We start from the raw sequence: 24,799 nt of genomic DNA on the forward strand, positions 1-24,799 counted from the left end.
TTCGCGCAAAGAGGCCCAGCCGGCCATCTGGCTAGCTGGGCCTCTTCGCTGATCATCCTTAATAGGTGCCTGCCTCAAGCTCTTCAGGCCGCGGTCTTTTCCGCCTCGTCGTCCTTGTAGAGGTCCTCGCGCGAGACCTTCTTCTCGGTCACGTTGGCGAGTTCGAGGATGAAATCGACGACCTTGTCCTCATAGATCGGTGCACGAAGCTGGGCCAGCGCCTGGGCATTGCTGCGGTAATAGTCCCAGACCTCCTTCTCGCGGCCGGGCATCGAGCGGGCGCGCTCGATCACGGCGCGGCCGACCTCGTCGTCGGTCACGGTGATCTTGTTCTTCTCGCCGATCTCGGAGAGCACGAGACCGAGCCGCACGCGGCGGTCGGCAATCTTGCGGTACTCTTCCTTGGCCTTGTCCTCAGTGGTGTCCTCGTCGGCAAACGTCTTGCCGGCAGAGTCCATCTCGGCCTTGACCGAGTTCCACATCAGATTGAACTCCTCGTCGACCAGCGAGGGCGGCGCCTCGAAGCGATGGGCTTCGTCGAGGCGGTCGAGCAGCGCGCGCTTGACGCGCTGGCGCGTCGCACCGGCGAACTCGGCAACCAGGCGCTCGCGCGCGGCTTCCTTGAGCTTGTCGAGCGATTCGAGGCCGAGCGTCTTGGCGAACTCGTCATCAATCGCGACGTCCTGGGGCGACTCGATCGACGTCGCGGTGGTCTCGAACTCGGCCGGCTGGCCGGCGAGCTTGTCGTTCATGTAGTTCTTGGGGAATGACACTTTCAGCGTGCGGGTTTCGCCCGCGCCGATCCCGATAAGCTGTTCCTCGAAGCCCGGGATGAAGGTGTTGGAACCGATGACGACCTGGATGCCTTCGCCGGTACCGCCCTCGAAGACTTCGCCGTTGATGCTGCCCTTGAAGTTGATAGTGACGCGGTCACCCGACTCGGCCTTGGCGCCCTCGGCCTTCGCGGCATAGCCGCGGTTGGTATCGGCAATGCGCTTGATCGCCTCGTCGACGTCGGCATCGGTAACCTCGGCCACGGGCTTCTCGACCTCAAAGGTCTTGAAATCGGCCAGTGCGATCGCCGGCACCACCTCGATCGCGACCGTGTAGGTCAGATCGGTCTTGCCGCTCAGCAGCTCCTCGACCTCGGCCTGCTCGCTCGGCATGGTGATCTTCGGCTCGGTCGCAAGGCGGAAGCCACGCTCGGAGAACAGCTGCGTGTTGGTGTCGCGGATGGTCTGGTCGATGGTCTCGGCCATCACCGAGCGACCGTAGACCTTCTTCAAATGCGTAACCGGGACCTTGCCGGGGCGGAAGCCGTTGATGCGGACCTTGTCCTTGAGATCGACGAGCTTGGCGCCGGCCTTGGCGTCGAGATCAGACGCGGGAACGCTGATCTTGAACTCGTGCTTCAAACCTTCCGAGAGGGTTTCTGTGACCTGCATGGCGTCCAATCTTCTTCCCGTTCGGTCCCGGCGCGCATGCGTCGGGACGCTGTCATTAATCGATCCGGCGCGAGGCGAACGCCTCAACGCCGGTGCTTTCATCGAACCGGCTCCCGGCGGACGAACATCCGCGCGAAAGCAGGTCTCGTAATCCGTGCAAACGCTGAAAGCGCTTGGTGCGGGCGGAGGGACTCGAACCCCCACAACTTTCGTCACTGGAACCTAAATCCAGCGCGTCTACCAGTTCCGCCACGCCCGCGTGAATTTGCATCAAAGACCGGCCGCGATGCCGCGGGCGGCCGGGCTTATAGCATGTGCCTGACTGTTCGCAGCAAAAAAATGGCCCGATGGAGGCAGGGTTTACGTAGGCACGACGGCTGGACTTATCCAGCGCGGCGTGGTCGGGATCGGCCCATGACACCACGGATCTTCACCCCCAACAGACGCGAGCTTTTGGCCGGGCTCGGCGCCTCGCTTGGCGTATCGGCGGCCGGGCTGATCGCCGGCGGCGCCGTGCCGGCCTTGACCGCCCAGCTCGCCCTGCAGGCCCGGGCGTCAACCTTGGCTCTAAGGCCAAATCAGCCGGCTACTCCGATCTGGGAGCTGGCCGCCTTGAGTCACGTCGGGGACGTCCGCCTCAAGCGCTTTGACAGTTGCCAGGTGGTGTTTCGCAACAACCTGACTGTCCCGCTTGCGCCAGTCTGGCACGGCCTTAATGCCCCCGCTGGCCCCGATCACTTCCCGGGGCGCGGACCGGTGGCTCCGGATGCGACGGAAACCACAAATATTTCAACGCCAAACGCCGGGACCTTGCTGGCCGACTTTCGGCTGTTCGAGGACGGGCAGAAGCAGCCCGCCCGTCCGCTTCCGATCATCATCGCCGAGTCCAGCCGGGTCGCGATCGATCGTGACTTGGTCGTTTTGATCGAGGAGTGGCGGCTGCGGCCGGACGGGACCGCGCTTCCCCCGGGGCGGGACCCGAAGGACAGCACGCCGCTTTACACAATCAACGGCGGGACTTCATTCGAACTCTCAGCTTCAGCCGGGGAGCGGCTGCGGCTGCGCTTCATCAACGGCTCGCAACGCTCTGTTCTGGCGATCAAATTGGAGAACCACGAAGTCCAGGTGATGGCTCTGGACGGGCAGCCGGCCGAGCCGTTTCCGGCACGCAACGGCGCCCTGGTGCTGGCCCCAGGCGCACGCGCCGACGCCTTTGTCGATGCGGCCGCATCGGCCCGACTCCTGCTCCACGACGGCAAAGAGGCGCGCCAGATCGGCAACCTCACCATCTCCGGCAAGCTGGAGCGTCCGCCGCTGTTGCCGGCCCAGCCGCTCCCTCCAAACGGCCTGCCCGAGAAACTCGACTTGCGAGGTGCCCTGCGGTTCGATGTCGCGCTCGGCACACCCGACGCCGGCTGGGTGCGGCCGGCGAGCTTCTCCGTCAAATCGGCCCCGGCCTTCCGCGCCCGGCCTGGTCGCACCGTCGTGCTTGCCCTCAATAACCCTGCGCCCGTCGCGACCGTCTTCCACCTGCATGGCCACCCCTTCCGCCTGCTCGACAAGCTCGACGACGGCTGGAAGCCCTACTGGCTCGACACGCTCGCCATCGAGCCCGGCCAGACCCAGCGCATCGCCTTCGCGGCCACTGCTCCCGGCCAATGGCTGATCGAGTCCGTCGCGACCGATTGGGCTTCACCGCGCCTAGTGCGCTGGTACGCGGTGGAATGAGGCGGCCTCAATATTCGATGCCGAGCGCATCATAGATCCGCCGGTGCACGGCCGGCAGCGTTTCGGTCAGGTCCTCCGCGATCAGCCCTGGCCCGGCTTCGCGTCCCGCCTCGCCATGCATCCAGACACCGATGCTGGCGGCTTCGAAGGCGGGCACGCCCTGCGCCAAAAGCCCGGCGATGATGCCGGCGAGCACGTCGCCGGCGCCTGCGGTGGCGAGCCAGGGCGGCGCGTTGGCCGCAATGGTGGCGCGGCCGTCGGGGGCCGCAATGGTGGTGTCCGGGCCTTTCAGCAGCACCACCGCGCCGGAGCGTTCGGCGGCATCGCGCACGCGCTCCAGCTTGGATCGACCGGGAAATTTGTTGCTGAGATCGGAGAACAGGCGCGGAAACTCGCCTTCGTGCGGCGTCAGCACCACCGCATTGTCGCGCGACGATTTGATCGATTCGAACAGCCGCGCAGGGTTTGCGGCAAAGCTCGTCAGCGCATCCGCATCGAGCACCAGACGACACTGTGCCGTGAGCGCGGTGTGAACGAGATCGCAGGTGCGTTCACTGACGCCGGCGCCGGGGCCGATGATGCAGGTGTTGTAGCGCTTGTCGCCGAGCAGCTCGCCGAACTCGATCGCGGTGTCGACGGGGCGCACCATGACGGCCGTGAGCGCGGCGGCGTTGATCGCGAGCGCATCGCGCGGGCTCGCCAGCGTCACCAGCCCTGCCCCAGCACGCAAGCTCCCACGCGCGGCCAGCCGCGCAGCGCCGGTCGCCGCCGCATCTCCGGAGACCGCAAGAACGTGCCCCCGCGCGTATTTGTGGCCGTCGATGCGCGGCACCGGAAAAGCGGCGCCCCAGACATCCGGATCGTTCTCGAAGGTCAGCGGCGCGATCTCGTCGAGCACCTGCGCGTCGATGCCGATGTGGGCGACACGCACTTGGCCGCAATGCATCCGGCCCGGCATCAACAGATGCGCCGGTTTCTTGCGGAAGAAGGTGACGGTCTCGGTGGCGTTCACCGCCACACCCATCACGGCCGCGCTGGTGCCGTTGATGCCGCTCGGCAGATCGACCGCGAGCACCGGCGCGCCGTTGCCGTTGATCGCTTCGATCATCGCGCGCGCCTCGCCGTCGACAGGACGGCTGAGGCCTGCGCCGAACAGCGCGTCGATGATCAGCGCGGGCCGTCCGATCGCCTGAGGATTGAACGGGAGCACCGGGTGCTTCCAGCCGCGCGCGGCGGAGGCCGCGTCGCCCTGCAGCTGGTCTCGCTCGCACATCAGGATGACCGAAACCTCGCGCCCCTGCGCGGCGAGCTCGGCGGCTGCGACAAAACCGTCACCGCCATTGTTGCCGGGGCCGGCCACGATCAGGATCGGCCCCTCCTCCACCAACGCATGGGCGGCATCGGCGACCGCCTGCCCCGCGCTCAGCATCAGCTTGAAACCGGGCGTGCCGGCCGCGATGGTGAGCTGGTCGGCGCGCTGCATTTCAGCGGTGGTTAGAACTTCCATGCCACTTACCTGGTCCAAACGCCTTTTCAACAGGCACGTAACGCGTCGCCCAGCCGTTGGGAACATCGATCTGCACACATATTGACCGTTTGCCTATTTCGTAGTCTTCAGTATCTTGCGCAAGTCGGCGACACGGCTCAGAGATGCACGTTAAAAGGCTGATAACGCTCCCATAATCAGGGCATTTGCAACTTGGCATAGACCCTGCTTTTGAGGAAGCCGCTTCGGTTCGTCGTGCTCACTGGCATCTATCAGAGTGTGGCCGGCCGTTGTTGCCGGACTGGTCAGGGTTGCAGGCATAGCGAAGACAAGATCGTGCGTTAAGAGCGCATCCTGACGAAGACGTTGCTATTTGTTCGAAAGGCCGGGAGGCGCGCAGTGAAGAAAATCGAAGCCATCATCAAGCCATTCAAGCTCGACGAGGTGAAGGAAGCGCTTCAGGAAGTCGGCCTTCAGGGCATCACCGTCACCGAAGCCAAGGGCTTTGGCCGGCAGAAGGGCCATGCCGAGCTCTACCGCGGCGCAGAATACATCGTCGACTTCCTGCCCAAGGTGAAGATCGAGATCGTGATCGGCGACGATCTGGTCGAACGCGCCATCGACGCGATCCGCCGCGCCGCGCAAACCGGCCGCATCGGCGACGGTAAGATCTTCGTGTCCAACATCGAAGAGGCGATCCGCATCCGGACCGGCGAATCCGGGCTGGACGCTATCTGAGCCGGGTGCTATCCCGAATTTTGCGACACTCCGACTGGAAATAAGGCTGCTTCGGCGGCCTGATTTCGTTTGTGCGGTCGCGCAAAACTCGCTTGAGCGAGAATAATTTTGCTCATCTGGAAACCGACCCGCAGAGCCAAAAGGGGTATGCATGAAGACCGCCAAAGACGTCCTGAAATCGATCAAGGACAACGACGTCAAGTACGTCGACCTGCGCTTCACCGATCCGCGCGGCAAGTGGCAGCACGTGACGTTCGACGTCAGCATGATCGATGACGACATCTTCGCCGAAGGAACGATGTTCGACGGTTCCTCGATCGCCGGCTGGAAGGCGATCAACGAGTCCGACATGTGCCTGATGCCCGACCCGGTCACTGCGACGATCGACCCGTTCTTCGCCGAGACCACCATGGTCATCACCTGCGACGTGCTCGAGCCGACCACCGGCGAGCCCTACAACCGCGACCCCCGCGGCATCGCCAAGAAGGCGGAAGCCATGGTGAAGTCGATGGGCGTGGGTGACACCGTGTTCGTCGGTCCCGAAGCCGAATTCTTCGTGTTCGACGACGTGCGCTTTTCGGCAGAGCCCTACAAGACCGGTTTCCGGCTCGACTCGTCGGAGCTGCCGACCAATTCCGACACCGAGTATGAGGGCGGCAATCTCGGCCACCGCATCCGCACCAAGGGCGGCTATTTCCCCGTGCCGCCGCAGGACTCGGTGCAGGACATGCGCTCGGAGATGCTCGGCGCCATGGCCAAGATGGGCGTCAAGGTCGAGAAGCACCATCATGAAGTGGCTTCCGCCCAGCACGAGCTCGGCATGAAGTTCGACACGCTGACGCTGATGGCCGACCACATGCAGATCTACAAGTACTGCATCCACCAGGTCGCGCACATCTACGGCAAGACCGCCACCTTCATGCCGAAGCCGATCTACGGCGACAACGGCTCGGGCATGCACGTGCACCAGTCGATCTGGAAGGACGGCAAGCCGGTGTTCGCCGGCAACAAATACGCCGACCTGTCGGAGACCTGCCTGCACTACATCGGCGGCATCATCAAGCACGCCAAGGCGATCAACGCCTTCACCAACCCGTCGACCAACTCCTACAAGCGCCTGGTCCCGGGCTATGAGGCCCCCGTGCTGCTCGCCTATTCCGCGCGCAACCGCTCGGCCTCCTGCCGCATCCCCTACACCGCTTCGCCGAAGGCCAAGCGCGTCGAGGTGCGCTTCCCCGATCCGATGGCCAACCCCTATCTCGGCTTCGCCGCGATGCTGATGGCCGGCCTCGACGGCATCAAGAACAAGATCGATCCCGGTCCGGCGATGGACAAGGACCTCTACGACCTGCCGAAGGAAGAGCTGAAGCAGATTCCGACGGTGTGCGGCAGCTTGCGCGAGGCGCTCGAAAACCTCGACAAGGACCGCGGCTTCCTCAAGGCCGGCGGCGTGTTCGACGACGATTTCATCGACGCCTACATCGAGCTGAAGATGACCGAAGTCGCCCGCTTCGAAATGACCCCGCATCCGGTCGAGTTCGAGATGTACTATTCGGGCTAAGCCGCCCGACGTTCATGCGACAAGCAAAAGGCGCTTCCGAAAGGAGGCGCCTTTTCACTTTTGGCCGGAGGCGAACGACGCCTTCGGCCGTGCAGTTTGCATCCCGCGCGCGTCGGATCGCGTGGACCGCGTAAGGCGCCTCGCGTCATCCGCTTTCGTTCCGCATCTGACTCCACTTCGTTCTCAAAGAACAAATCATAGCCGCACAAATCGGGTCGGACCAATCCCTACTGATTGGTTTATCGCGTTCAGAATTCGGAAGGCCCGCGTGCATGGCGCCAGCATGGCGCATCATGCCGCTGGCCGATCCGTTATGCGCAATCGCACCGATCGTCACTGGTCCGGGAAATTCACGCCGATCTCTGTCACCACAGGCGCGAACTTCACCAGCGCCCCGTTATCGGATGCCGCCTTCACGCCGTCGCCGGACAGCGACCTCGGCGCACCGGTCTTGCCAGCGAAGCGGATCGTCACGGTGCAGCCGCCTTGCAGCGGCCGGCTGAGCGCCCCGCCCTTCCAGTCGGTGACGAAGCCGCCATAGTCCCATTCGAAACCGCTGACGACAAATGGCTTGCCGTTGGCCTTCTGCACGTCGGCAAGGCTCGATCCGATCGTGACGCCGGCGACGTTCCAGAGGCTGGCCTTGCCCGCGTCGCGCAAGGTCAGGCCGGAGGCCCGCCCGGCCTTGTCGTCGGTAAAGGCAACCTCGATGCGGCGGTCCCTCGCCTTCGGGAACAGGACGATGTCCTTGTAGCGTTCGCCCTCGGCACCCGGCAGATCCTGCGCCACGGCGTCCTTGCCGTAGCGCTGCTTCAGGCTCCGCTCGGTATCGTCGGGCGCAACCGGCGCGGCGCAGCTGATCGGCCCCTGCTGCGGCGGCGCGCTCTGGGCGAATGCAGAGGACGGAAGCAGGAGAAGGACGGTGGCGGTGATGCTGCGTATCATCGCGAAGCAATCCAGTTTCAAGACCGAACGCGAAGGTCGTGCGGACGGCTGATCAGACTCGGTTCAAGGCACGATCGCGCCTCGAACCGAACCGGGTCAATTCCTCAATTCTTCGGCTGGCCGAAATCAAGCACCGGCGGCGGCAGCTCGATATCGGGGATCTCGATCTTGACCTTGTCCAGATCCACCTTGGTGGGGGCGTCCAGCAATCCGGTGACCGTGATCGGGAATGCGATGACGACCGCGACCATGATCGCCTGCAGGCCGATCCAGGGCATCGCGCCCCAATAGATGTCCGAGCTCTTGACCTCCTTCGGCGCCACGCCGCGCAGGTAGAAGAGGGCGAAGCCGAAGGGAGGATGCAGGAAGGAGGTCTGCATGTTGACGCAGAGCATGACCCCGAACCAGATCAGGGCAGCGTCCGGCCCGACGACGGGAGCGAGCAGCTTCTGCGCGATCGGCGCGATCATCGGGATGATGATGAAGGCGATCTCGAAGAAGTCGAGGAAGAAGGCGATGAAGAAGATGAACAGGTTCATGAAGATCAGGAATCCCCAGACCCCGCCCGGCAGCGATGTCAGCATGTGCTCGAGCCAGACACCACCATTGCAGCCGAGAAACACGATCGAGAAGCAGGTCGATCCGATCAGGATGAACGTCACCATGCAGGTGATGCGCATGGTGGTCTCGTAGCCCTGCTTGACCAGCATGCGCAGGTCCGGAATCCTGACCGCCTCGATGCAGACCCAGGCAACGGCGAGATAGGCGATCGCAAAGGCGATCTTGAACACCAGGTTCGGCGTGAAATAGATGCCGATGATGGTGCCGACACCAGCCGCTGCAACGCCGATAAGCAATATCTTGTGCCCGGCCGAGCTGAAATCCTTGTGGTGGATGACGGCGAGGACAATGGCGCCGACGGCGCCCATCGCGCCGGCTTCGGTCGGGGTGGCAAGGCCCAGCATCATTGTACCGAGCACCACGAAGATCAGCACCGCGGACGGGATGATGCCCAGAAGGCATTTGCGCCAGAGCGCCCAGCCCGTGAGCGTCCTTGCTTCCTTGGGCACGGCCGGAACGTGGCCCGGCTTGATCACGCTCAGAGCGAACGTGTAGCCCGCGAACAGCGCGATCTGCAGGATCGACGGGCCCCAGGCGCCCAAATACATATCGCCGACCGACTTGCCGAGCTGGTCCGCGAGCACGATCAGGACCAGCGACGGAGGCACCAGCTGGGTAATGGTGCCGGAGGCAGCAAGCACGCCGGTGATGTAGCGCATGTTGTAGCCGTAGCGGATCATCACCGGCATCGAGATCAGCGCCATCGCGATCACCTGCGCGGCCACGGTGCCCGTGATGGCACCGAGGATGAAACCGACGATGATCACGGAATAGCCGAGACCACCGCGGATGGGGCCAAACAGCTGCCCCATGGAATCCAGCATATCTTCCGCAAGGCCGCATCGTTCGAGGATCGCGCCCATGAAGGTGAAGAACGGAATCGCCAGCAGTAGCTCGTTGGCGAGAACGCTGCCGTAGATGCGCTCCGGAATGGCCTGGAGGAAGCTGAACGCGAAGAATCCCTCGTGGATCGCGAGAAATCCGAACGAAAGCCCGAGGGCGGCCAGCGTGAACGCAACGGGGAAGCCGATCAGCATGGCCAGGACCAGCCCGCCGAACATCAGCGGCGGCATCATCTCAATCGTGATCATTGGGTCGGCCGCTCGTATTTCGCATCGATTTTGACTTCACCGCGCAAGGCGGCCGCGCGTTTGATCACCTCCGAGACGCCTTGCAGGGCGACCATGAAGAACCCGGCCGGCACGACGAACTTGATCGGCCAGCGCATGAGGCCGCCGGCGTTGTTGGACATCTCACCGATGACGAACGAGTTGTAGAACATCGCCCATGAGAGGTAGCTGAGAAGCAGACACGCCGGGACGAGGAAAACCAGCGTCCCGATCAGGTCGAGCCATATCTGACCGCGTTCGGACAGCATGAGGTAGATGATTTCGACGCGGACATGCTCGTTGCGCTTGAAGGTATAGGACGAGCCGAACATCACGACGACGGCGAACATATACCACTGCGTTTCGAGCCAGCTGTTGGAGCTGTAGCTGAAGGCATAGCGGATCATCGCATTTGCAGCGCTGACCACGCAGGCCGCGAGCACCAGGATGTTGCAGACGTTGCCGACCTTTTCGTTCAGCCAGTCGATAGCCGTACTCACCGCCAACAATGGGCGCATCGATGCCTTTTCCCCGCTCGCTGAGTGCTGACCCCAAACGAGCAGGACCGTGACGCCAAATCAGCGGCCGTCCACTTCCGCGCGGGAGCTAGTCCACCCTCCTGATGCTTCCGCCCGTTCTTGTCGTCGGTTTTTGGCAAGACCTGTTCAGGTTTCACCCGCCGCGTGAAGCAAGGTACATTTACCGTCGGCCGATTTAGGGTCAACCAGAAAATGGACAATGTGCCGCAGCGGTACCGAAAATCTGGTCGCAATGATGAATGCGTTTGGCGTGCGGCGCTTCCGGCAATGCCATCCTCGAACGGACTAATCCTCGACGTCGTATTGCTTGCAGAGATGGTCGCCGATCTGGACAAGCATCGCGACGCATTCGGGGTAGCCGGGCCGATCCGCAGTGGCCCGGTCTGCACTGGCTCGGAACTCCCAGGAACGCCCGTCGCGGAGGATCGAGATGGTCATTCCGTCGGGACAGTCGGCATGAACCTTCAACTCGGCCTTGGCCATGGCGATCAGTTCGCTTTCAGTTTTTACAGGTCTGCTCATGAAGGTCATCCTCCGTCCTGGGACAGAACTTAAGCTGTATCTGCCGGTCCCACGAAGCAAGTCTTCCCCATCGGGCGGCTCGCGGCATTGGGATATCGCAATGCATTCCGACCCGTTCCGGTCGCTCTTAGGAGGGTCCGGCAAACCAACCGTCGAGGCCTCGGCGCGAGAATACTCCGCTTTCTCGAATATCGGATTTTATCGGATAGAAGCGCCATCTGTTGCGCCCGGACGTGCGGGTGCCGCCGGCGCCCGGCCCTCTGCGCCCGCAGCGCGTCGCTCCTTGGCGATGCGCTGCAAAGCCGGGGCCCATTGGCTTCAGTGCCGAGGGGCGGAGGTACTCGGTCCTGGTCCTGCGCAGTAGCCGCAAGCGCGCTGCAATGCGTCCGGGACACGAGCGTGAGCTACGCCGCCGCGCGCTGCCTCGCCACCAGCGCTTCGCCGAACGCCTCGAACAGCTTGCGGTTGACGGGATTGCGTTGGGGATCGTATTCGGCGTGCCATTGCACGCCAAGCGCGAAGGTCGGGGCTTCCGCGATCCGGATCGCCTCGATGGTGCCGTCCTCGGCGACGCCCTCGACCAGCACGCGCTTGCCGGGATCTAGGATGCCCTGGCCGTGCAGCGAATTGACCCTGATCTTCTCACAGCCGAGCAGCTTTGCGAACGCCCCGCCCGGCGTCAGGTCGACGTCGTGGCGGTCGGCGAACACCACGGTCGGATCGGGGTGGATCTCGCCGTTCTCGAGCCGGGGCATGCGGTGATTCATGCGGCCGGGAATTTCGCGGATCTCGGGATGCAGCGAGCCGCCGAAGGCGACGTTCATCTCCTGAAGGCCGCGGCAGATGCCGAACAGCGGCACGCCACGGGCGACGCAGGCGACCGAAAGCGCCAGCGCGACCTCGTCGCGATGGATATCGTACGGCTCGTGCCGCTCGCACGGGTCGACATTGAAGCGGGTCGGATGGACGTTGGCGCGGGCGCCGGTGAGCACGATCCCGTCGACCACATCGAGCAGTGCGCCGATATCGGTGATGTCAGGCGCGCCCGCGAACATCAGCGGCAGGCCGCCGGAAACCTCGGCCACAGCGCGCAAATTGCGCTCGCCGACCATCTGAACCTGAAATCGATTTTCGACGCGATGGGCATTCCCGATCACGCCGACGACCGGCTTTCTCATCTGTGGTTCTGCGCCTCTCCGATAAGAAGATTCTCCAAACATGCCCTTCGGCTGGAACAAATTCAACAGAAGGGATCGCGGGACGGCAATGCTATTTTCGCGCAAATGCCTCCCGGGCCTCGCCCCCAGCGGGCAGGCCCGCCGCCTGCAGTGCGGTAGCCGCCGGATCGCCCGGCGCGGCCAACCAAGGCAGTTTCGCTTCGAGGCCGCGCGTCACGGGCACTCCGAGCGCCCCACCGAAATCAATCGGCCAGAACCCGTTGGGCACGACTTCGACCGTAACGGCTCGGATCGCATAGCCCTCGCCCAGAACCGCCTCCGCATTGTCGCCGGCGACAAGGCGCGCCGTCCCGGGAGCATTGGGATCGCCAAAGCTGACCAGCACCGGCACCTGGTCTGCCTGGACCGGGACGACGCCGGTCTGGCGCTGGATATCGTTGAACGAGACGCGGTTGCCACGCGCGGCGCCGTAGGCGCGCAGCGCGACATAGTTGATGTCATCGAAGTCCAGTTTTGGGCCCTGCCGGTGCACCAGCAATGCAATCAGATTCTTGCCGTGGGCGCCGTTTTGGCCGAGATCGACGAACACCGCCTCCCCGCGCATCGTGGTGCGGCCGCCGCGGTTATAGTTACGGTCGGGCACGACAGCCAGAACGCCAGACCCGGTCTTGATCCCGTCAGGCGTCGTGACCTCGACGGTGAGACGATATTTGTGCCCAGGCCGGTTGATCCGGATCTGGTCGCCGATCACGAGCACGGCCAGAAGCCCGAGCAGACCCGCCCATTTGCTGATGAAGCTCAAAGCGCCCCCATTTTTCTTTCCTCATCGCTCTGCACCGTCGGCGCGCCGGCGTCAAACCAGCGCCTCGAGTACGGTCTTGATCCGAAGCGCGTTTGTCGAAAGAGTGCAGCGCAATGCGCTGAAAAGGACCTGATGTGACCATGTCGTCCAAAGAAGAACGCTTCCGAACCCGCGGCGACCTCGCCTGGGCGATCTCGGTCGGGGGCATCGGCGTCGTGCTGTTCACCGTGCTGCTCGCCTTCACCTGGTATTTCGCCGCCACCGTGCTGTTGATCTTCGCCGGCATGCTGCTTGGTCTGGGCCTCAACGCGCTCACCGGTGCGCTCGGCCGCCGGGTGCCCCTGCCGCATGCGGTGCGGCTCACGATCGTCTGCACTGCGCTCGCCCTGATGCTCGCGGGCATCGCCTATCTCGGCGGCGCCACCATCGCCGATCAGGCTTCGCTGCTGAGCAAGACCATCAAATCGCAGATCGGAAACGTGAAATCCTTTTTGGACAGCCACGGCATCGACACCAGCTTCTTTGATTTCGGCAACGGTGCGACCGATCCCTCGGCCAATATTCCGTCGGAGGCGGCGCCTGCACCGGCAGGGCCCTCGCGCGGTTCCTTGCCCAGCGCCGGCACGCTGGCGTCCAGCGGCGGCGCAATCGTGAGCCAGACCTTCAAGCTGCTACTCGGCACCATCCACGGTGTGGGCAACATCTTCATCGTGCTGTTCCTGGGCCTTGCCTTCGCCGCCCAGCCCCGCGTCTATCACGACGGCCTGCTGTATCTGGCGCCGGCGAGGCACCGCACCCGCGTCGCCCTCGTCATCGATCGCATCGGTGAAACCCTGGAGCGCTGGCTGATCGCGCAGATCATCGTCATGCTCGCGGTCGGCGTGGTGACCTGGATCGGGCTTGCCGTCATCGGCATCCCCGGCTCGTTCATCCTGGGAATCCAGGCCGGCCTGCTCGCCTTCATCCCGACCATCGGAGCCATCATCGCCGGCGTCGTCGTGGTGCTGGCGAGCCTCGCCTCAGGCTGGATACCGGCGCTATCGGCGTTTCTGCTCTTCATGGGCGTGCACGCCATGGAGAGCTACGTACTGACGCCGATCCTGCAGCGGCAGGCGCTGGACATCCCGCCAGCCACGCTGTTCGCGTTCCAGATCGTGCTCGGCGTCGTGTTCGGCATCTGGGGCCTGGCGCTGGCGCTGCCGCTGCTTGCGATCGGCAAGGTCATGATCGACCATTTCAAGACCTACGAGGCGCCGCCGCTGGCGGAGGCGGCCTGAATCGGCTCAGGTCGTCAGCACGGTCTCGGTGTGCTCGACCTCCGGAGGCGAGGCGAAATACTGGCCGACGAGGCCGCGCCATTCGGCAAAATTCTCGGAGCCGCGGAAATCGACGGTGTGGTTCTCCAGCGTCGCCCACTTCACCATCAGCCGGTAGCGCTGCGGCTTCTCGATCGATTTGTGCAGTTCGAAGCCGTGAAAGCCCCTGGAGCGGCCGAAAGCAGCCTTGGCCTTGGCGACAGCGGCCTCGAAGTCCTTCTCGCTGCCCGGCTTGACGTCGATTTGCGCGATCTCGGTGATCATCGGTTTCCACCTTTTGTTCGATGGGCGTGTCTAGCGCAGCGGACGGAAAAGAAAAAGGCGCCGAAACGGCGCCCTGCTCGGCCCGAAACTGCAGACCTCTCAGACCAGCAGCAGAACGGTGCCCGCCACGATGAGGGCGCAACCGGCGAACAGTGCGAGCGGCCAGTAGCTGCGGCGGCCCTGCGTGTAATGCCCCTGCGCACGGCGCTCGGAGATCAGCGCGCTCTCGTATTCGTCCGAGGTCGAGAACAGGCAGGCGAACCCGCTGCGTGCCGAGGCCGCAGCGGCTTCGAGCGACATCAGGGCAGCTTGCGGGTTCTGTCGACGGATCGATTCCATGACCGCAATGGTAGGGATCGAATGGTAAACAGAGGATTACCGCGGCTGCTGCCCTTACGTCTCAGGCGGTGGCCGGCCGCGGCGTGCTGATGCGCGCAGCGCTCTGGCGGCGCCAGTTCTCCAGCGACAGCGGCAGCTCCTCCGCCGCCTCGACGCGGTTACGGCCGCCGCGCTTGGCCTGATAGAGCGCAGTGTCGGCGGATGCCAGCAGCACTTCGAGCTCGGTGCCGGCAGGACCACCGGCGACGCCGATGCTGACGGTGGTGTCGACCGGGCCTTCGTCGACCACGACGCCGGACGTCTCGAACGCCTCGCGCACGCGCTCGGCGACCAGCACACCCTCCTCCAGCGAACACGGCAGCAATGCTGCGAACTCCTCGCCGCCGATGCGCCCCGACATGTCGGTGATCCGCAGATTGTTGACGACGATGGTGGAGAACAGCTTCAGCATCTCGTCGCCGGCGGGGTGGCCGAAGCGGTCGTTGATCGACTTGAAATGATCGATATCGAAGATCATCACGGTGACGGGACGTCCGGCCTTGGCCTCGCGCTCGATCACGCGGCCGCAGGCTTCCGAGAAGCCGCGGCGGTTGAGCATGCCAGTCAGGGGATCGGTCGACGCGGCGGTGCGGTGCGCTGTCACGGTGCGCTCGGACACCAGCATGAAGATCACGAACACGGTGCCGACGGCGTAGAGGATCAGTTCGACCGCGAATACCTTGACCCAGATGCTCTGAGCGAAGCCGGCATCGTGCGGACGCAGGAAGCTGCCGATCAGCACCGGCAGCATCAACACGCAACCGTGCATCACCGGCATCACGATGGCAGGCCAGCGTCGTTGCAGGCTCTTGCGCCGTTCGGTCCAGAGTTCGCCGGCGGTCAGCGCCGCGTAGACCGAAACGATGCCGGCGCCCACGATCATCCGCACCATGGATGCCTCGGGGTCGAGCAACATGACGGCGGCGACCCAGGCGAGCGCACCGAGCACAAGGCCCGGCCAGTTCGGCTTGCGGCCATGGAAGACGCGCGCCGCATTCCACACCATGCCGCAGGCGACGAAGCCGACGGCGTTCAGCGCGAGGTAGAGATGCGGGCCCAGCCTGTCGCCGGCCGCGGTCCACAGCGCGACGGAGGCGGCACCGAGGAGATAGGCGGTGCCCCACCGTTTCAGTGCAGGGCTGTTCTCCTGCCTGCCGAAGAAAACCATCATGGCGCCGAGCAGTGCGGCGACCATGGTGGCGACCAAATAGAGCGTGATGCTATCGAGCGACATCATGTCGGCCCCCTTAAGCCATAGCAGTTACGCGATCGGTACATCCGATTTGCGCGCCCTTCCAAAGGCGACGCTAAATCCGGCGGGTTCCATTCAGGTTTTCGAGGGCGCCCAAGTTTTCTGGAAACACGCCATCAATTTGCAGACAAACGAACAACAAAAAGGGCGCTGAAATCAGCGCCCTTTTGCATCTCATTGAAGCCGCTTTCGCGGCGAATGTGACCGAAGCGATTAACGCTTCGAGAACTGGAAGGACCGGCGGGCCTTGGCCTTGCCGTACTTCTTGCGCTCGACCACGCGCGAGTCGCGGGTCAGGAAGCCGCCCTTCTTGAGCACGGTGCGCAGCTCCGGCTCGAAATAGGTGAGCGCCTTGGAGATGCCGTGACGCACAGCGCCGGCCTGGCCGGACAGGCCGCCTCCGGCAACCGTGCAGATCACGTCGTACTGGCCTGAGCGTGCAGCCACCGAGAACGGCTGCTCGATCATCATGCGCAGCACGGGACGGGCGAAATAGACCTCGACCTCGCGCGAGTTGACAGTGACCTTGCCGGCGCCCGGCTTGATCCACACGCGGGCGACCGCGTCCTTGCGCTTGCCGGTGGCATAGGCGCGGTTGAACTTGTCGACCTTCTTCTCGTGCTTGGGCGCATCGGGCGACGCCGTCTTGAGCTGCGAGAGCTGGTCGAGCGACTGAATGGATTCGGCCATGTTATGCGGCCCTCGTGTTCTTGCGGTTCAACTTGGCGATATCGATCTTCTCGGGCGTCTGGGCCTCGTGCGGATGATCGGCGCCGCCATAGACGCGGAGGTTGCCCATCTGGACGCGACCAAGCGGACCACGCGGGATCATGCGCTCGACGGCCTTCTCCAGCACGCGCTCGGGGTGCTTGCCCTCGAGGATCTGGCGCGCGGTGCGCTCCTTGATGTGGCCGACATAACCGGTGTGCTTGTAGTAGGTCTTCTGCTCGCGCTTGCGCCCGGTGAGGACCGCGTGCTGCGCGTTGATGATGATGACGTTGTCGCCGCAATCAACGTGGGGGGTGTAGGTCGGGAGGTGCTTGCCGCGCAGGCGCATGGCGACGATGGTGGCGAGGCGACCGACGACCAGACCCTTGGCGTCGATCAGCACCCACTTCTTCGTCACCTCAGCCGGCTTTGCCGAAAAGGTTTTCATGTCAGAGTTTCCGTGAACGGGGAGCATCGGCGCGAACACCGCACCGGACTGCGCGATTGTCTAGAGAAGAGACGCGCGGCGGTCAATGCCCGGCGACATGAATTAGCGAAGCAATATCAAAGTCTTAAAAATATGGTGCTATATTACCTGCAGAAAGCTCAAACGTTTGGAATGGAATAGGTCGAGGTGACATGGGCGATCGGATCGGGCGATGTGCCGGACAACAGCTTCACCTCCCCGACCGCCAGCCGCTTGCCGAGCTTGAGCAGCCGGGCCTCTGCCAGCACGTCCTGGCCGGGCTGGCCCTTGCGCAGGAAATTGATGTTGAGATTGGTGGTCACAGCGAGCCCGATCGGCCCGATCGCGGACAACAGCACCACGTACATCGCGAAATCGGCCAGCGCCATCAGCGTCGGGCCGGATACGGTTCCACCGGGCCGCAGCATCTTCTCGCTGAAGCGCTGCCGCAACAGGCAGGTCTGGCCGTCCGCGCTTTCGATCGTGATGTCGTCGCCGCTGAACGCCTGGGGAAATTCGACGCGGAGGAACTGCTCGACATCCGCCACGCTCATTTTCGCTAACGCCATGCTGTTCCCCACCCTCGCTTCACCTGCCCTGTTACATTAAGTTATCTGCGTCATTCAAATGCAATAATCCAACGGAAACGCTTCGATGTCTGCCCAGGCCGCCCGCGCCCCCGCCCCGCAACCGCCGATCCTGCTGCGCGAGACCAAAGGCTCCATCGCGGTCCTGACGCTGAACCGGCCCGCTGCGCGCAACAGCCTGTCGGCAGCGATGATCGCCAGCCTGCATGCCGAGCTCAATGATATCGGCAGCGACAAGGCCGTCCGCGGCGTTGTGATCGCGGCCAACGGCCCGGCCTTCTCCGCCGGCCACGACATGAAGGAACTCACCGCTCGCCGCGCCGATCCCGACCGCGGCCGCGCCTTTTTCGCCGAGATGATGACCGCCTGCAGCGCAATGATGCAAGCGATCGTGCACTTGCCCAAGCCCGTGGTGGCTGCCGTCCAGGGCATCGCGACCGCGGCCGGCTGCCAGCTCGTGGCAAGCTGCGATCTCGCCATCGCCTCAGAGGGCGCCAGATTCGCCACGCCGGGCGTCGACATCGGCCTGTTCTGCTCGACGCCGATGGTGGCGCTGTCGCGCAACGTCCCGCGCAAGCAGGCCATGGAGATGCTTCTGACCGGCGAGCCCATCACGGCCGACCGCGCGCGCGAGATCGGGCTCGTCAACCGCGTGGTCCCCGCCGGCACAGAACTCGGCGCTGCAATCGGGCTCGCGCAGCAGGTCGCACTGAAATCCGCCTACACCGTCAAGCTCGGCAAGGAGGCCTTCTATCGCCAGGCCGAGATGAGCCTTGCGGAGGCCTATCGCTATGCCGCAGAGGTGATGACCGAGAACATGATGGCGCGCGACGCCGAGGAAGGCATCGGCGCCTTCATCGAAAAGCGTGCGCCGACATGGCGGGATGAGTGACAACAAGAAAAGACGGCACATGAACCACGACGCCTATCCCGACAATTACATCCGCGGCATCCTCAACTCCGTGAAATCGATCGCGATGGTCGGCGCCTCGCCGGTCAACGTGCGGCCGAGCTATTTCGCGTTCAAATATCTGGCGCAGCGCGGCTACGACATGATTCCGGTCAATCCCGGCCATGTCGGCAAGGAGCTGCTCGGAAAGCCCTTCGTCGCCTCGCTCTCCGACATCAGCCGCCCCGTCGACATGATCGACATCTTTCGCAACTCCAGCCACATCCTGCCTGTGGTCGAAGAGGCGCTCACGCTCGATCCGCTGCCGAAGGTGATCTGGATGCAACTTGGCGCGCGTGACGACGTAGCGGCAGCAAAAGCCGAGTCGGTTGGTATCAAGGTGGTGATGAACCGCTGTCCCAAGATCGAGTATGGCCGCCTGTCGTCCGAGATCTCCTGGATGGGCGTGAATTCGCGCACGCTCAGCTCCAAGCGCGCGCCGGCACCGACGCAAGGCATGCGGCTATCCCTCAATCGGATGAGTGTCGGCGGCGGCGACACCGCGGCCTCCGACCGCGCCGCGAAAAACAAGAGCGAGCAAAGCTGACCCAATCGCGAAGGATTCGTTTCGCGATCGCGACAATGCGTAGCAAGATCATTCCCAAATGATCCTGATGTGACGCGGCGCCTTGACGGCGGGCGCGGCGCCGATCAGCATGCCGCGCGATTTCAGGCCACAAGAACAGGACGCCCTCAATGAGCGATCGCCTTCCGGGATTTGCAACCCTCGCCGTGCATGCCGGTGCACAGCCCGACCCCACCACCGGCGCGCGCGCGACACCGATTTATCAGACGACCTCGTTCGTGTTCAACGACGCCGACCACGCCGCCTCGCTGTTCGGCCTGCAGGCATTCGGCAACATCTATACCCGCATCGGCAATCCCACCAACGCGGTGCTCGAAGAGCGCGTCGCAGCCCTCGAAGGCGGCACGGCGGCGCTGGCGGTGGCCTCGGGCCATGCCGCGCAGGTCGTGGTGTTGCAGCAATTGATGCAGCCAGGCGACGAGTTCATCGCGGCGCGAAAGCTCTATGGCGGCTCGATCAACCAGTTCACGCATGCGTTCAAGAGCTTCGGCTGGAACGTGGTGTGGGCCGACCCCGATGACATCTCGAGCTTCGAGCGCGCGGTGACGCCGCGCACCAAGGCCATCTTCATCGAGTCCATCGCCAATCCCGCCGGCAGCATCACCGACATCGAGGCAATCTCGACGGTGGCGCGCAAGGCTGGCGTGCCGCTGATCGTCGACAACACGCTGGCCTCGCCCTATCTGATCCGCCCGATCGACCACGGCGCCGACATCGTGGTGCACTCGCTGACGAAATTCCTCGGCGGCCACGGCAATTCGCTCGGCGGCATCATCGTCGATGCCGGCACCTTCGACTGGTCGACAGGCGGCAAATATCCGATGCTGTCGGAGCCGCGGCCGGAATACCACGGCATCCGCCTGCAGGAGACCTTCGGCAATTTCGCCTTCGCGATCGCCTGCCGCGTGCTGGGCTTGCGCGACCTCGGCCCCGCTCTGTCGCCATTCAACGCCTTCATGATCCTGACCGGCATCGAGACGCTGCCGCTGCGCATGCAGAAGCAGTGCGACAACGCGAAAGCGATCGCCGAATTCCTCGCCGGTCACCCGGCGGTGGCCTCTGTCAGCTATGCAGGCCTGCCGAGCGACAAGTACCATCAGCTCGCGCGCAAATACGCGCCGAAGGGCGCGGGCGCCGTGTTCACCTTCAGCCTGAAGGGCGGATACGACGCCGGCGTCAGCCTGGTGTCGAAGCTGCAGCTGTTCTCGCATCTGGCCAATGTCGGCGACACCCGCTCGCTGGTGATCCACCCGGCCTCGACCACGCACAGCCAGCTCGACGACGCCGCCAAGATCAAGTCAGGCGCCGGCCCCGACGTGGTGCGGCTCTCGATCGGCATCGAGGACAAGGAAGACCTGATCGCGGATCTGGAACAGGCGCTGGGCGCGTAGCCGTTGTCATCCGGGGCGGCGCGCAAAGTCGCCCCGGAGACAGCGCCGCCAGTTAACAGTCGTTAACCATATCTGCCCCATACATCGTCCTTGGATCGCCCCTTTTGATTCGGAGCCGACGATGTTGCGCTGGACGGTGCCTGCCCTTGCGGTGATGTTGACGGTCTCAGCCGCCGTTGCCGCCGATCTGCCGGCCACGCCGAAGCGGCGGGCCGCCGCGCCTCCGCAGGAGCCGCCGCAGGTCTATGTCGATACCGATCCGGATGCGCTGATTTCGCCGGCTTATGGCGTCGGCAGCTACATCCGCAACCTGCCGGGCACGCCGCTGCTGCCGGGTTCCCACACGCTGCCCGGCTATTACGGCCGCCCCTGGGACTACGACTATCAGGGTTCGTATTACGGCGGAAAGCAGGTCGACTATTTCTGGCGGCTGCCCTACTCGTGCGGCATCTACGGCTATTGCTGATCTGATCAGCCGGGCTGGCCAGCCGGCACCGCGCGCGGCTGCATCTCCACGGACTGCCGCGACGCCAGCCGCTCCACCTGCATCACTGCGAGCATCAGCACGACGATCGCGACCGCCTGGTGCGACAGTGCGAGGTCGATCGGCACCTGGTTGAGCAATGTGAGAATGCCGAGCACCGCCTGCAGGCTCACCGCCGCGAACAGCCAGAGCGCGCCGCTCGCCGCAGCACCGGCGCGTGACCGCACCGCGTCGACCGCGTGGAGCGCGGCCAGCGCGAACAGAGCATAGGCGGTCATGCGGTGCTCGAACTGCACCGTCAGCACGTTATCGAACATGTTGCGCCACCACGGCGTCTCGAACCACAGCCGCTCGGCCGAGGGAATGAACGCGCCGTCGATCTGCGGCCAGGTATTGTAAGCGCGGCCCGCGCGCAGGCCCGCGACCAGCGCGCCGAAATAAATCTGCACGAACGTCACGACGAGCAGCAGCGCGCTCGTGAACCGCAGCCGCGCCGATGCCGCAATCTGCGGCCGCTCCTTGAGCCGTCGCACCGTCCAGACGATGCCGGCGAAGATCAGCAACGCGAGCACGAGATGCGTCGCCAACCGATATTGCGAGACCTCGACCCGCCCGGTGAGGCCCGAGGCGACCATCCACCAGCCGACCGCGCCCTGGAGCCCGCCGAGTGCGAACAGCAGCCACAGCCTGCGCTTCAATTCACCGGAGAGGCCACCGCGCCACAGGAAGTACAGGAACGGCAGGAGATAGGCGACGCCGATGAACCGGCCGAGCAGCCGGTGGCTCCACTCCCACCAGAAAATCTGCTTGAACTCGGACAGGTTCATGCCCGCGTTGAGCTCGCGATATTGCGGGATCCTCTTGTAGGCCTCGAACGCCTCGGTCCATTGCGCCTCCGACAGCGGCGGCAGGCTGCCCGTCACCGGTTTCCATTCGACGATCGAGAGGCCGGATTCCGTCAGCCGCGTCGCGCCGCCGACCAGCACCATCAGCGCGATCAGCGCGGCAACTGAGATCAGCCACCAGCGCACGGCGCGATGCGGGTTGGACGGGGCGGAAATCGGTGTCATTTCGGGAGCAAAACCAGGACCTGGAGGCTTGAACCGGACTGCGTGCCCCTTATAGTCCCCCGCTCCCGCAGCGCAAGTTACGCAAAGGCCGCTCATAGTCCGCCATGACGATCCGCACCCGCAAGTTCCTCGGCGCCATCCTACTCCTGGTGCTTTGCACCGTCTGGGCCCTGCTCGGCATGGCGGCGGCGCAGATGCCGTGGATCGCCGAATCCGGCTGGCGGCAGGCGATCTATTACGTCGTGGTCGGCCTGGGCTGGGTGCTGCCGGCGATGCCGATCGTGAGCTGGATGCAGCGGCCCGATCGCGTCAAATCTAGTTCGTAGCGCCGCCCGTCGGCTTCACCGGCGCAAAGGCGACGCCTGACACCAGCACGCGCAGCATGCGCAGCGACCGAACACGGCCGTCCCAGCAAATCCGCGGCAGCGCGCGCAGATTGGTCCGCCCCTCTGCATCGACGATACCTGATATCGTCGACACCGCGCTGGCAAAGCCGGCCTCCTCCGCCATCATGACGTGGCTGCGCCGGAACGAGGCGCGATCGCCGAACGGAAAGGCGAAGTGCCCGACCTCGCGGCGAAAGGCGGATTCGGCGACGGCCTTGCCCATCGTCATCTCGCGCAGCGCCGCGCCATCCTTCATGTTGGCGAGCACGGGATAATTCACGGTCGCGCTTCCGATCGTGACGAGCGGATCGGCAGCGAGCTTGGCGAGATCTTCCCAATCCATCGACGCCTCGCGCGAGAGTGCGGCAAGATCGATCCGGTAACGCGTACAGAGATCGGCGATCGCCGCCGACAGATCCGCCGGCGACAGCGAGCGCAGCCAGCTCTCGATATGCGAGAACAGCGCCTGTTTCTCGGCATTGTCCGTGACGACGAAGCGCTGTTCCTTCTCGCCCATCATCAGGCTGATGCGGCTCTCGCGCGCAATCACCTGTTCGAGCCCGAGCCACCAGGCCTGCCCGACGCCGTCGGGAAATGCGGTGGGCACGTAGATCGTAAAGGGCACGGCGTTGTGCGACAGCACCGGATAGGCAACGTCGATCAGATCCTTCGACGCACTGTCGAAGGTAAGCGCCACAAAACGCCGCTGCTGCGGCAGCGTCACGGCGCGGCGGCAGACCTCGTCCATGCCGACAAACTCATAATCCCAGCGCTTCAATGCGCGAATGGCGCGATCGAGAAATTGTGGCGTGATCTCGTTCGCGCGCAGCGGCTGAAATCCGCCGCGCCGCCGCGGCCGCACCCGCGCAAAGCGCAGGATGGCGCCGGCACCGCGACTGCGCAGCGCGGCCTGGCCGGTGAACCAGGCCAGCTCGAGGCGCAGCCGCGCCAGCCATCTGTCGTCGGATGCCAATATTTCGACCCTTCGCGCCCACGAGGCGCCCGTTCCCGTTCCATTGTCCTTACCCTTTGTTGACATTTCTTTGCAAAGGTCGGCCACCGGCCGAATTACGTCTATTTTGATTTCTCGACAGGTTTCGCGAATGACCATGGCTGCGGCGATGCAAAGCCGGACGGCAGAAGCGCCAGCGCGGTCGAAATCGAGCCGTTTCGCGCATGTCGATATCGTCACGGATCTCGGCGCCGCCGAGGCGGTCTGGCGCGCCCTCGAGCAGCCCGGCCATCTCTTCACGCCCTATCAGCGGTTTGATCTGCTGAGCCCCTGGCAGCGACTGGTCGGCGAGCGCGAAGGCGCGCGCCCCTTCGTCGTCATCGCCCGCGATGATGATCACAGGCCGCTGCTGCTGCTGCCGCTCTCGCTGCGCCAAAGCCACGGCGTGCGCACGGCCTGCTTCATGGGCGGCAAGCATACGACCTTCAACATGGGCCTGTGGAACGCTGCGTTTGCCGCACGGACCGTTGCCGCCGATCTCGATGCGCTGCTTGCGCCGCTCCGCGAGCACGTCGACGTGCTCGTGCTGACGCAGCAGCCGCAACGCTGGCACGGCCAGCAAAACCCGTTTGCAGCTCTGCCACGACAGACCCCGATCAACGGCTGTCCGCAACTGGTGATGGAACCCGGCGGGCCGCCGGCATCGCGGATCAGCAATTCCTTCCGCCGCCGCCTCAAGAGCAAGGAAAAGAAGCTGCAGGCGCTCGCCGGCTATCGCTATCACCTCGCCACGTCGGACGCGGATGTCACCCGCCTGCTGGACTGGTTCTTCCGCGTCAAGCCGGTGCGGATGGCCGACCAAAAGCTCCCGAACGTCTTCGCCGAGCCGGGCGTCGAAGAGTTCATCCGCAGCGCCTGCCTTGCGCCGCGCGGTGAAGGCCGCGTCATCGACATCCATGCACTGGAATGCGACGAGGAGGTGATCGCGATCTTCGCCGGTGTCGCCGACGGCGAGCGCTTCTCGATGATGTTCAACACCTACACGATGTCCGAGCACGCCCGCTACAGCCCGGGCCTGATCCTGATGCGCTATATCATCGATCGCTACGCCGAGCGCGGCTACCGGTCGCTCGATCTCGGGATCGGTTCGGACGACTACAAGCGGATGTTCTGCAAGGACGACGAAGAGATCTTCGACAGTTTTGTCCCCCTGACGTCGCGCGGCAGGGTGGCCGCGATGGCGATGTCATCGCTCAGCCATGGCAAGCGGCTGGTGAAGCAGAACCAGATGTTGTTCGACCTGGCTCGACGGCTGCGGCAAGCGTTCGGGTAAGAC

General features: G+C 64.2%; 26 protein-coding genes and 1 tRNA gene. 10 read left to right on the forward strand and 17 right to left on the reverse strand.

Annotated elements, in window-relative coordinates:
• Positions 1–83: 83 nt before the first annotated feature.
• Both tig and JQ580_RS24595 read right to left on the reverse strand, forming a co-directional pair.
• Positions 84–1,445, reverse strand: coding sequence for a trigger factor (tig, locus tag JQ580_RS24590; protein ID WP_212282767.1), 1,362 nt, complete (start codon positions 1,443–1,445; stop codon positions 84–86).
• A gap of 174 nt (positions 1,446–1,619) precedes the next feature.
• Positions 1,620–1,704 (reverse strand) — tRNA-Leu (locus tag JQ580_RS24595).
• 155 nt (positions 1,705–1,859) lie between these two features.
• Between JQ580_RS24595 and JQ580_RS24600 the strand changes: the two genes are divergently transcribed.
• Positions 1,860–3,173: a multicopper oxidase family protein gene (locus JQ580_RS24600; protein ID WP_212282768.1), complete on the forward strand. Its 1,314-nt coding sequence runs from the start codon at positions 1,860–1,862 to the stop codon at positions 3,171–3,173.
• 7 nt (positions 3,174–3,180) lie between these two features.
• On the opposite strand, the gene JQ580_RS24605 is transcribed toward JQ580_RS24600, so the two are convergent.
• The gene (locus tag JQ580_RS24605; protein WP_212282769.1) at positions 3,181–4,680 is read right to left on the reverse strand and encodes an NAD(P)H-hydrate dehydratase; all 1,500 of its coding nucleotides are present in this window, start codon (positions 4,678–4,680) and stop codon (positions 3,181–3,183) included.
• Between the two features lie 378 nt (positions 4,681–5,058).
• Between JQ580_RS24605 and JQ580_RS24610 the strand changes: the two genes are divergently transcribed.
• A complete protein-coding gene (locus JQ580_RS24610) occupies positions 5,059–5,397 on the forward strand; it encodes a P-II family nitrogen regulator (protein WP_007603495.1) in 339 nt (112 codons plus the stop codon).
• 151 nt (positions 5,398–5,548) lie between these two features.
• A complete protein-coding gene (gene glnA / locus JQ580_RS24615; RefSeq protein ID WP_212282770.1) occupies positions 5,549–6,958 on the forward strand; it encodes a type I glutamate--ammonia ligase in 1,410 nt (469 codons plus the stop codon).
• A 333-nt stretch (positions 6,959–7,291) separates the two neighbouring features.
• Here the strand turns inward: glnA and JQ580_RS24620 are convergent, their stop codons facing one another.
• The 6 genes from JQ580_RS24620 to JQ580_RS24645 form a co-directional block, all read right to left on the reverse strand.
• Positions 7,292–7,903, reverse strand: a complete 612-nt coding sequence (locus JQ580_RS24620) for a hypothetical protein (protein ID WP_212282771.1) — start codon at positions 7,901–7,903, stop codon at positions 7,292–7,294.
• A 104-nt stretch (positions 7,904–8,007) separates the two neighbouring features.
• The gene (locus tag JQ580_RS24625) at positions 8,008–9,615 is read right to left on the reverse strand and encodes a TRAP transporter large permease (protein WP_212282772.1); all 1,608 of its coding nucleotides are present in this window, start codon (positions 9,613–9,615) and stop codon (positions 8,008–8,010) included.
• Positions 9,612–10,151, reverse strand: coding sequence for a TRAP transporter small permease subunit (locus tag JQ580_RS24630; protein ID WP_212282773.1), 540 nt, complete (start codon positions 10,149–10,151; stop codon positions 9,612–9,614). The genes JQ580_RS24625 and JQ580_RS24630 overlap by 4 nt, the downstream gene beginning before the upstream one ends.
• Before the next feature lie 306 nt (positions 10,152–10,457).
• Positions 10,458–10,694, reverse strand: coding sequence for a hypothetical protein (locus JQ580_RS24635; RefSeq protein WP_212282774.1), 237 nt, complete (start codon positions 10,692–10,694; stop codon positions 10,458–10,460).
• Positions 10,695–11,098: 404 nt separating this feature from the next.
• On the reverse strand, positions 11,099–11,872 hold the full coding sequence (locus tag JQ580_RS24640) for a gamma-glutamyl-gamma-aminobutyrate hydrolase family protein (protein WP_212282775.1): 774 nt from the start codon (positions 11,870–11,872) through the stop codon (positions 11,099–11,101).
• A gap of 91 nt (positions 11,873–11,963) precedes the next feature.
• Positions 11,964–12,629, reverse strand: coding sequence for a hypothetical protein (locus tag JQ580_RS24645; RefSeq protein WP_311982479.1), 666 nt, complete (start codon positions 12,627–12,629; stop codon positions 11,964–11,966).
• 185 nt (positions 12,630–12,814) lie between these two features.
• Here JQ580_RS24645 and JQ580_RS24650 point away from each other — a divergent pair, with 185 nt between their 5' ends.
• Entirely contained in the window at positions 12,815–13,951 is a 1,137-nt protein-coding gene (locus JQ580_RS24650; protein WP_212282777.1) for an AI-2E family transporter, read from the forward strand.
• Between the two features lie 6 nt (positions 13,952–13,957).
• On the opposite strand, the gene JQ580_RS24655 is transcribed toward JQ580_RS24650, so the two are convergent.
• The 6 genes from JQ580_RS24655 to JQ580_RS24680 all read right to left on the reverse strand — a co-directional run bounded on the left by JQ580_RS24655 (position 13,958) and on the right by JQ580_RS24680 (position 17,627).
• Positions 13,958–14,254 carry an antibiotic biosynthesis monooxygenase family protein gene (locus JQ580_RS24655; RefSeq protein ID WP_212282778.1) on the reverse strand — a complete coding sequence of 99 codons (297 nt, stop codon included), beginning with the start codon at positions 14,252–14,254 and terminating at the stop codon, positions 13,958–13,960.
• Between the two features lie 99 nt (positions 14,255–14,353).
• Positions 14,354–14,593, reverse strand: coding sequence for a hypothetical protein (locus JQ580_RS24660; protein ID WP_212282779.1), 240 nt, complete (start codon positions 14,591–14,593; stop codon positions 14,354–14,356).
• A gap of 61 nt (positions 14,594–14,654) precedes the next feature.
• The gene (locus tag JQ580_RS24665; RefSeq protein ID WP_212282780.1) at positions 14,655–15,869 is read right to left on the reverse strand and encodes a GGDEF domain-containing protein; all 1,215 of its coding nucleotides are present in this window, start codon (positions 15,867–15,869) and stop codon (positions 14,655–14,657) included.
• A 228-nt stretch (positions 15,870–16,097) separates the two neighbouring features.
• Positions 16,098–16,574: a 30S ribosomal protein S9 gene (gene rpsI / locus JQ580_RS24670; RefSeq protein WP_212282781.1), complete on the reverse strand. Its 477-nt coding sequence runs from the start codon at positions 16,572–16,574 to the stop codon at positions 16,098–16,100.
• A gap of 1 nt (position 16,575) precedes the next feature.
• Complete coding sequence (gene rplM, locus JQ580_RS24675; protein ID WP_091965253.1) at positions 16,576–17,040, reverse strand: 50S ribosomal protein L13; 465 nt, start codon at positions 17,038–17,040, stop codon at positions 16,576–16,578.
• Positions 17,041–17,198: 158 nt separating this feature from the next.
• Positions 17,199–17,627, reverse strand: coding sequence for a PaaI family thioesterase (locus tag JQ580_RS24680; protein ID WP_212282782.1), 429 nt, complete (start codon positions 17,625–17,627; stop codon positions 17,199–17,201).
• An 85-nt stretch (positions 17,628–17,712) separates the two neighbouring features.
• Between JQ580_RS24680 and JQ580_RS24685 the strand changes: the two genes are divergently transcribed.
• The 4 genes from JQ580_RS24685 to JQ580_RS24700 all read left to right on the forward strand — a co-directional run bounded on the left by JQ580_RS24685 (position 17,713) and on the right by JQ580_RS24700 (position 21,037).
• Positions 17,713–18,537, forward strand: a complete 825-nt coding sequence (locus JQ580_RS24685) for an enoyl-CoA hydratase (protein ID WP_212282783.1) — start codon at positions 17,713–17,715, stop codon at positions 18,535–18,537.
• A gap of 19 nt (positions 18,538–18,556) precedes the next feature.
• Positions 18,557–19,141, forward strand: coding sequence for a CoA-binding protein (locus tag JQ580_RS24690; RefSeq protein ID WP_212282784.1), 585 nt, complete (start codon positions 18,557–18,559; stop codon positions 19,139–19,141).
• Positions 19,142–19,290: 149 nt separating this feature from the next.
• Positions 19,291–20,571, forward strand: coding sequence for an O-acetylhomoserine aminocarboxypropyltransferase (locus JQ580_RS24695; protein WP_212282785.1), 1,281 nt, complete (start codon positions 19,291–19,293; stop codon positions 20,569–20,571).
• Between the two features lie 121 nt (positions 20,572–20,692).
• The gene (locus JQ580_RS24700) at positions 20,693–21,037 is read left to right on the forward strand and encodes a hypothetical protein (RefSeq protein WP_212282786.1); all 345 of its coding nucleotides are present in this window, start codon (positions 20,693–20,695) and stop codon (positions 21,035–21,037) included.
• Between the two features lie 5 nt (positions 21,038–21,042).
• Here the strand turns inward: JQ580_RS24700 and JQ580_RS24705 are convergent, their stop codons facing one another.
• On the reverse strand, positions 21,043–22,125 hold the full coding sequence (locus tag JQ580_RS24705) for a COX15/CtaA family protein (RefSeq protein WP_212282787.1): 1,083 nt from the start codon (positions 22,123–22,125) through the stop codon (positions 21,043–21,045).
• A 104-nt stretch (positions 22,126–22,229) separates the two neighbouring features.
• On the opposite strand from JQ580_RS24705, the gene JQ580_RS24710 reads away from it, so the two are divergent.
• Positions 22,230–22,451 carry a DUF2842 domain-containing protein gene (locus tag JQ580_RS24710; RefSeq protein ID WP_212282788.1) on the forward strand — a complete coding sequence of 74 codons (222 nt, stop codon included), beginning with the start codon at positions 22,230–22,232 and terminating at the stop codon, positions 22,449–22,451.
• On the opposite strand, the gene JQ580_RS24715 is transcribed toward JQ580_RS24710, so the two are convergent.
• A complete protein-coding gene (locus JQ580_RS24715; protein ID WP_212282789.1) occupies positions 22,441–23,484 on the reverse strand; it encodes a polysaccharide deacetylase family protein in 1,044 nt (347 codons plus the stop codon). The genes JQ580_RS24710 and JQ580_RS24715 overlap by 11 nt on opposite strands.
• A 130-nt stretch (positions 23,485–23,614) precedes the next feature.
• On the opposite strand from JQ580_RS24715, the gene JQ580_RS24720 reads away from it, so the two are divergent.
• Complete coding sequence (locus tag JQ580_RS24720; RefSeq protein WP_212282790.1) at positions 23,615–24,796, forward strand: GNAT family N-acetyltransferase; 1,182 nt, start codon at positions 23,615–23,617, stop codon at positions 24,794–24,796.
• The last annotated feature ends 3 nt before the right edge of the window (positions 24,797–24,799 follow it).

This window comes from Bradyrhizobium sp. SZCCT0148 (genome assembly GCF_018129985.1).
GTDB classification, from domain to species: Bacteria; Pseudomonadota; Alphaproteobacteria; order Rhizobiales; family Xanthobacteraceae; genus Bradyrhizobium; species Bradyrhizobium japonicum_H.

Bases quoted from the DNA above. Each gene is read 5' to 3' on its own strand.
- tig (WP_212282767.1), bottom strand. From the start codon at position 1,445: ATGCAGGTCACAGAAACCCTCTCGGAAGGTTTGAAGCACGAGTTCAAG.
- JQ580_RS24605 (WP_212282769.1), bottom strand. From the start codon at position 4,680: ATGGAAGTTCTAACCACCGCTGAAATGCAGCGCGCCGACCAGCTCACC.
- JQ580_RS24710 (WP_212282788.1), top strand. From the start codon at position 22,230: ATGACGATCCGCACCCGCAAGTTCCTCGGCGCCATCCTACTCCTGGTG.
- JQ580_RS24705 (WP_212282787.1), bottom strand. From the start codon at position 22,125: ATGACACCGATTTCCGCCCCGTCCAACCCGCATCGCGCCGTGCGCTGG.
- JQ580_RS24650 (WP_212282777.1), top strand. From the start codon at position 12,815: ATGTCGTCCAAAGAAGAACGCTTCCGAACCCGCGGCGACCTCGCCTGG.
- JQ580_RS24695 (WP_212282785.1), top strand. From the start codon at position 19,291: ATGAGCGATCGCCTTCCGGGATTTGCAACCCTCGCCGTGCATGCCGGT.
- rpsI (WP_212282781.1), bottom strand. From the start codon at position 16,574: ATGGCCGAATCCATTCAGTCGCTCGACCAGCTCTCGCAGCTCAAGACG.
- JQ580_RS24720 (WP_212282790.1), top strand. From the start codon at position 23,615: ATGACCATGGCTGCGGCGATGCAAAGCCGGACGGCAGAAGCGCCAGCG.
- glnA (WP_212282770.1), top strand. From the start codon at position 5,549: ATGAAGACCGCCAAAGACGTCCTGAAATCGATCAAGGACAACGACGTC.
- JQ580_RS24680 (WP_212282782.1), bottom strand. From the start codon at position 17,627: ATGGCGTTAGCGAAAATGAGCGTGGCGGATGTCGAGCAGTTCCTCCGC.
- JQ580_RS24655 (WP_212282778.1), bottom strand. From the start codon at position 14,254: ATGATCACCGAGATCGCGCAAATCGACGTCAAGCCGGGCAGCGAGAAG.
- JQ580_RS24700 (WP_212282786.1), top strand. From the start codon at position 20,693: ATGTTGCGCTGGACGGTGCCTGCCCTTGCGGTGATGTTGACGGTCTCA.
- JQ580_RS24630 (WP_212282773.1), bottom strand. From the start codon at position 10,151: ATGCGCCCATTGTTGGCGGTGAGTACGGCTATCGACTGGCTGAACGAA.
- JQ580_RS24640 (WP_212282775.1), bottom strand. From the start codon at position 11,872: ATGAGAAAGCCGGTCGTCGGCGTGATCGGGAATGCCCATCGCGTCGAA.
- JQ580_RS24625 (WP_212282772.1), bottom strand. From the start codon at position 9,615: ATGATCACGATTGAGATGATGCCGCCGCTGATGTTCGGCGGGCTGGTC.
- JQ580_RS24690 (WP_212282784.1), top strand. From the start codon at position 18,557: ATGAACCACGACGCCTATCCCGACAATTACATCCGCGGCATCCTCAAC.
- JQ580_RS24600 (WP_212282768.1), top strand. From the start codon at position 1,860: ATGACACCACGGATCTTCACCCCCAACAGACGCGAGCTTTTGGCCGGG.
- JQ580_RS24665 (WP_212282780.1), bottom strand. From the start codon at position 15,869: ATGATGTCGCTCGATAGCATCACGCTCTATTTGGTCGCCACCATGGTC.
- JQ580_RS24660 (WP_212282779.1), bottom strand. From the start codon at position 14,593: ATGGAATCGATCCGTCGACAGAACCCGCAAGCTGCCCTGATGTCGCTC.
- JQ580_RS24685 (WP_212282783.1), top strand. From the start codon at position 17,713: ATGTCTGCCCAGGCCGCCCGCGCCCCCGCCCCGCAACCGCCGATCCTG.
- rplM (WP_091965253.1), bottom strand. From the start codon at position 17,040: ATGAAAACCTTTTCGGCAAAGCCGGCTGAGGTGACGAAGAAGTGGGTG.
- JQ580_RS24635 (WP_212282774.1), bottom strand. From the start codon at position 10,694: ATGAGCAGACCTGTAAAAACTGAAAGCGAACTGATCGCCATGGCCAAG.
- JQ580_RS24620 (WP_212282771.1), bottom strand. From the start codon at position 7,903: ATGATACGCAGCATCACCGCCACCGTCCTTCTCCTGCTTCCGTCCTCT.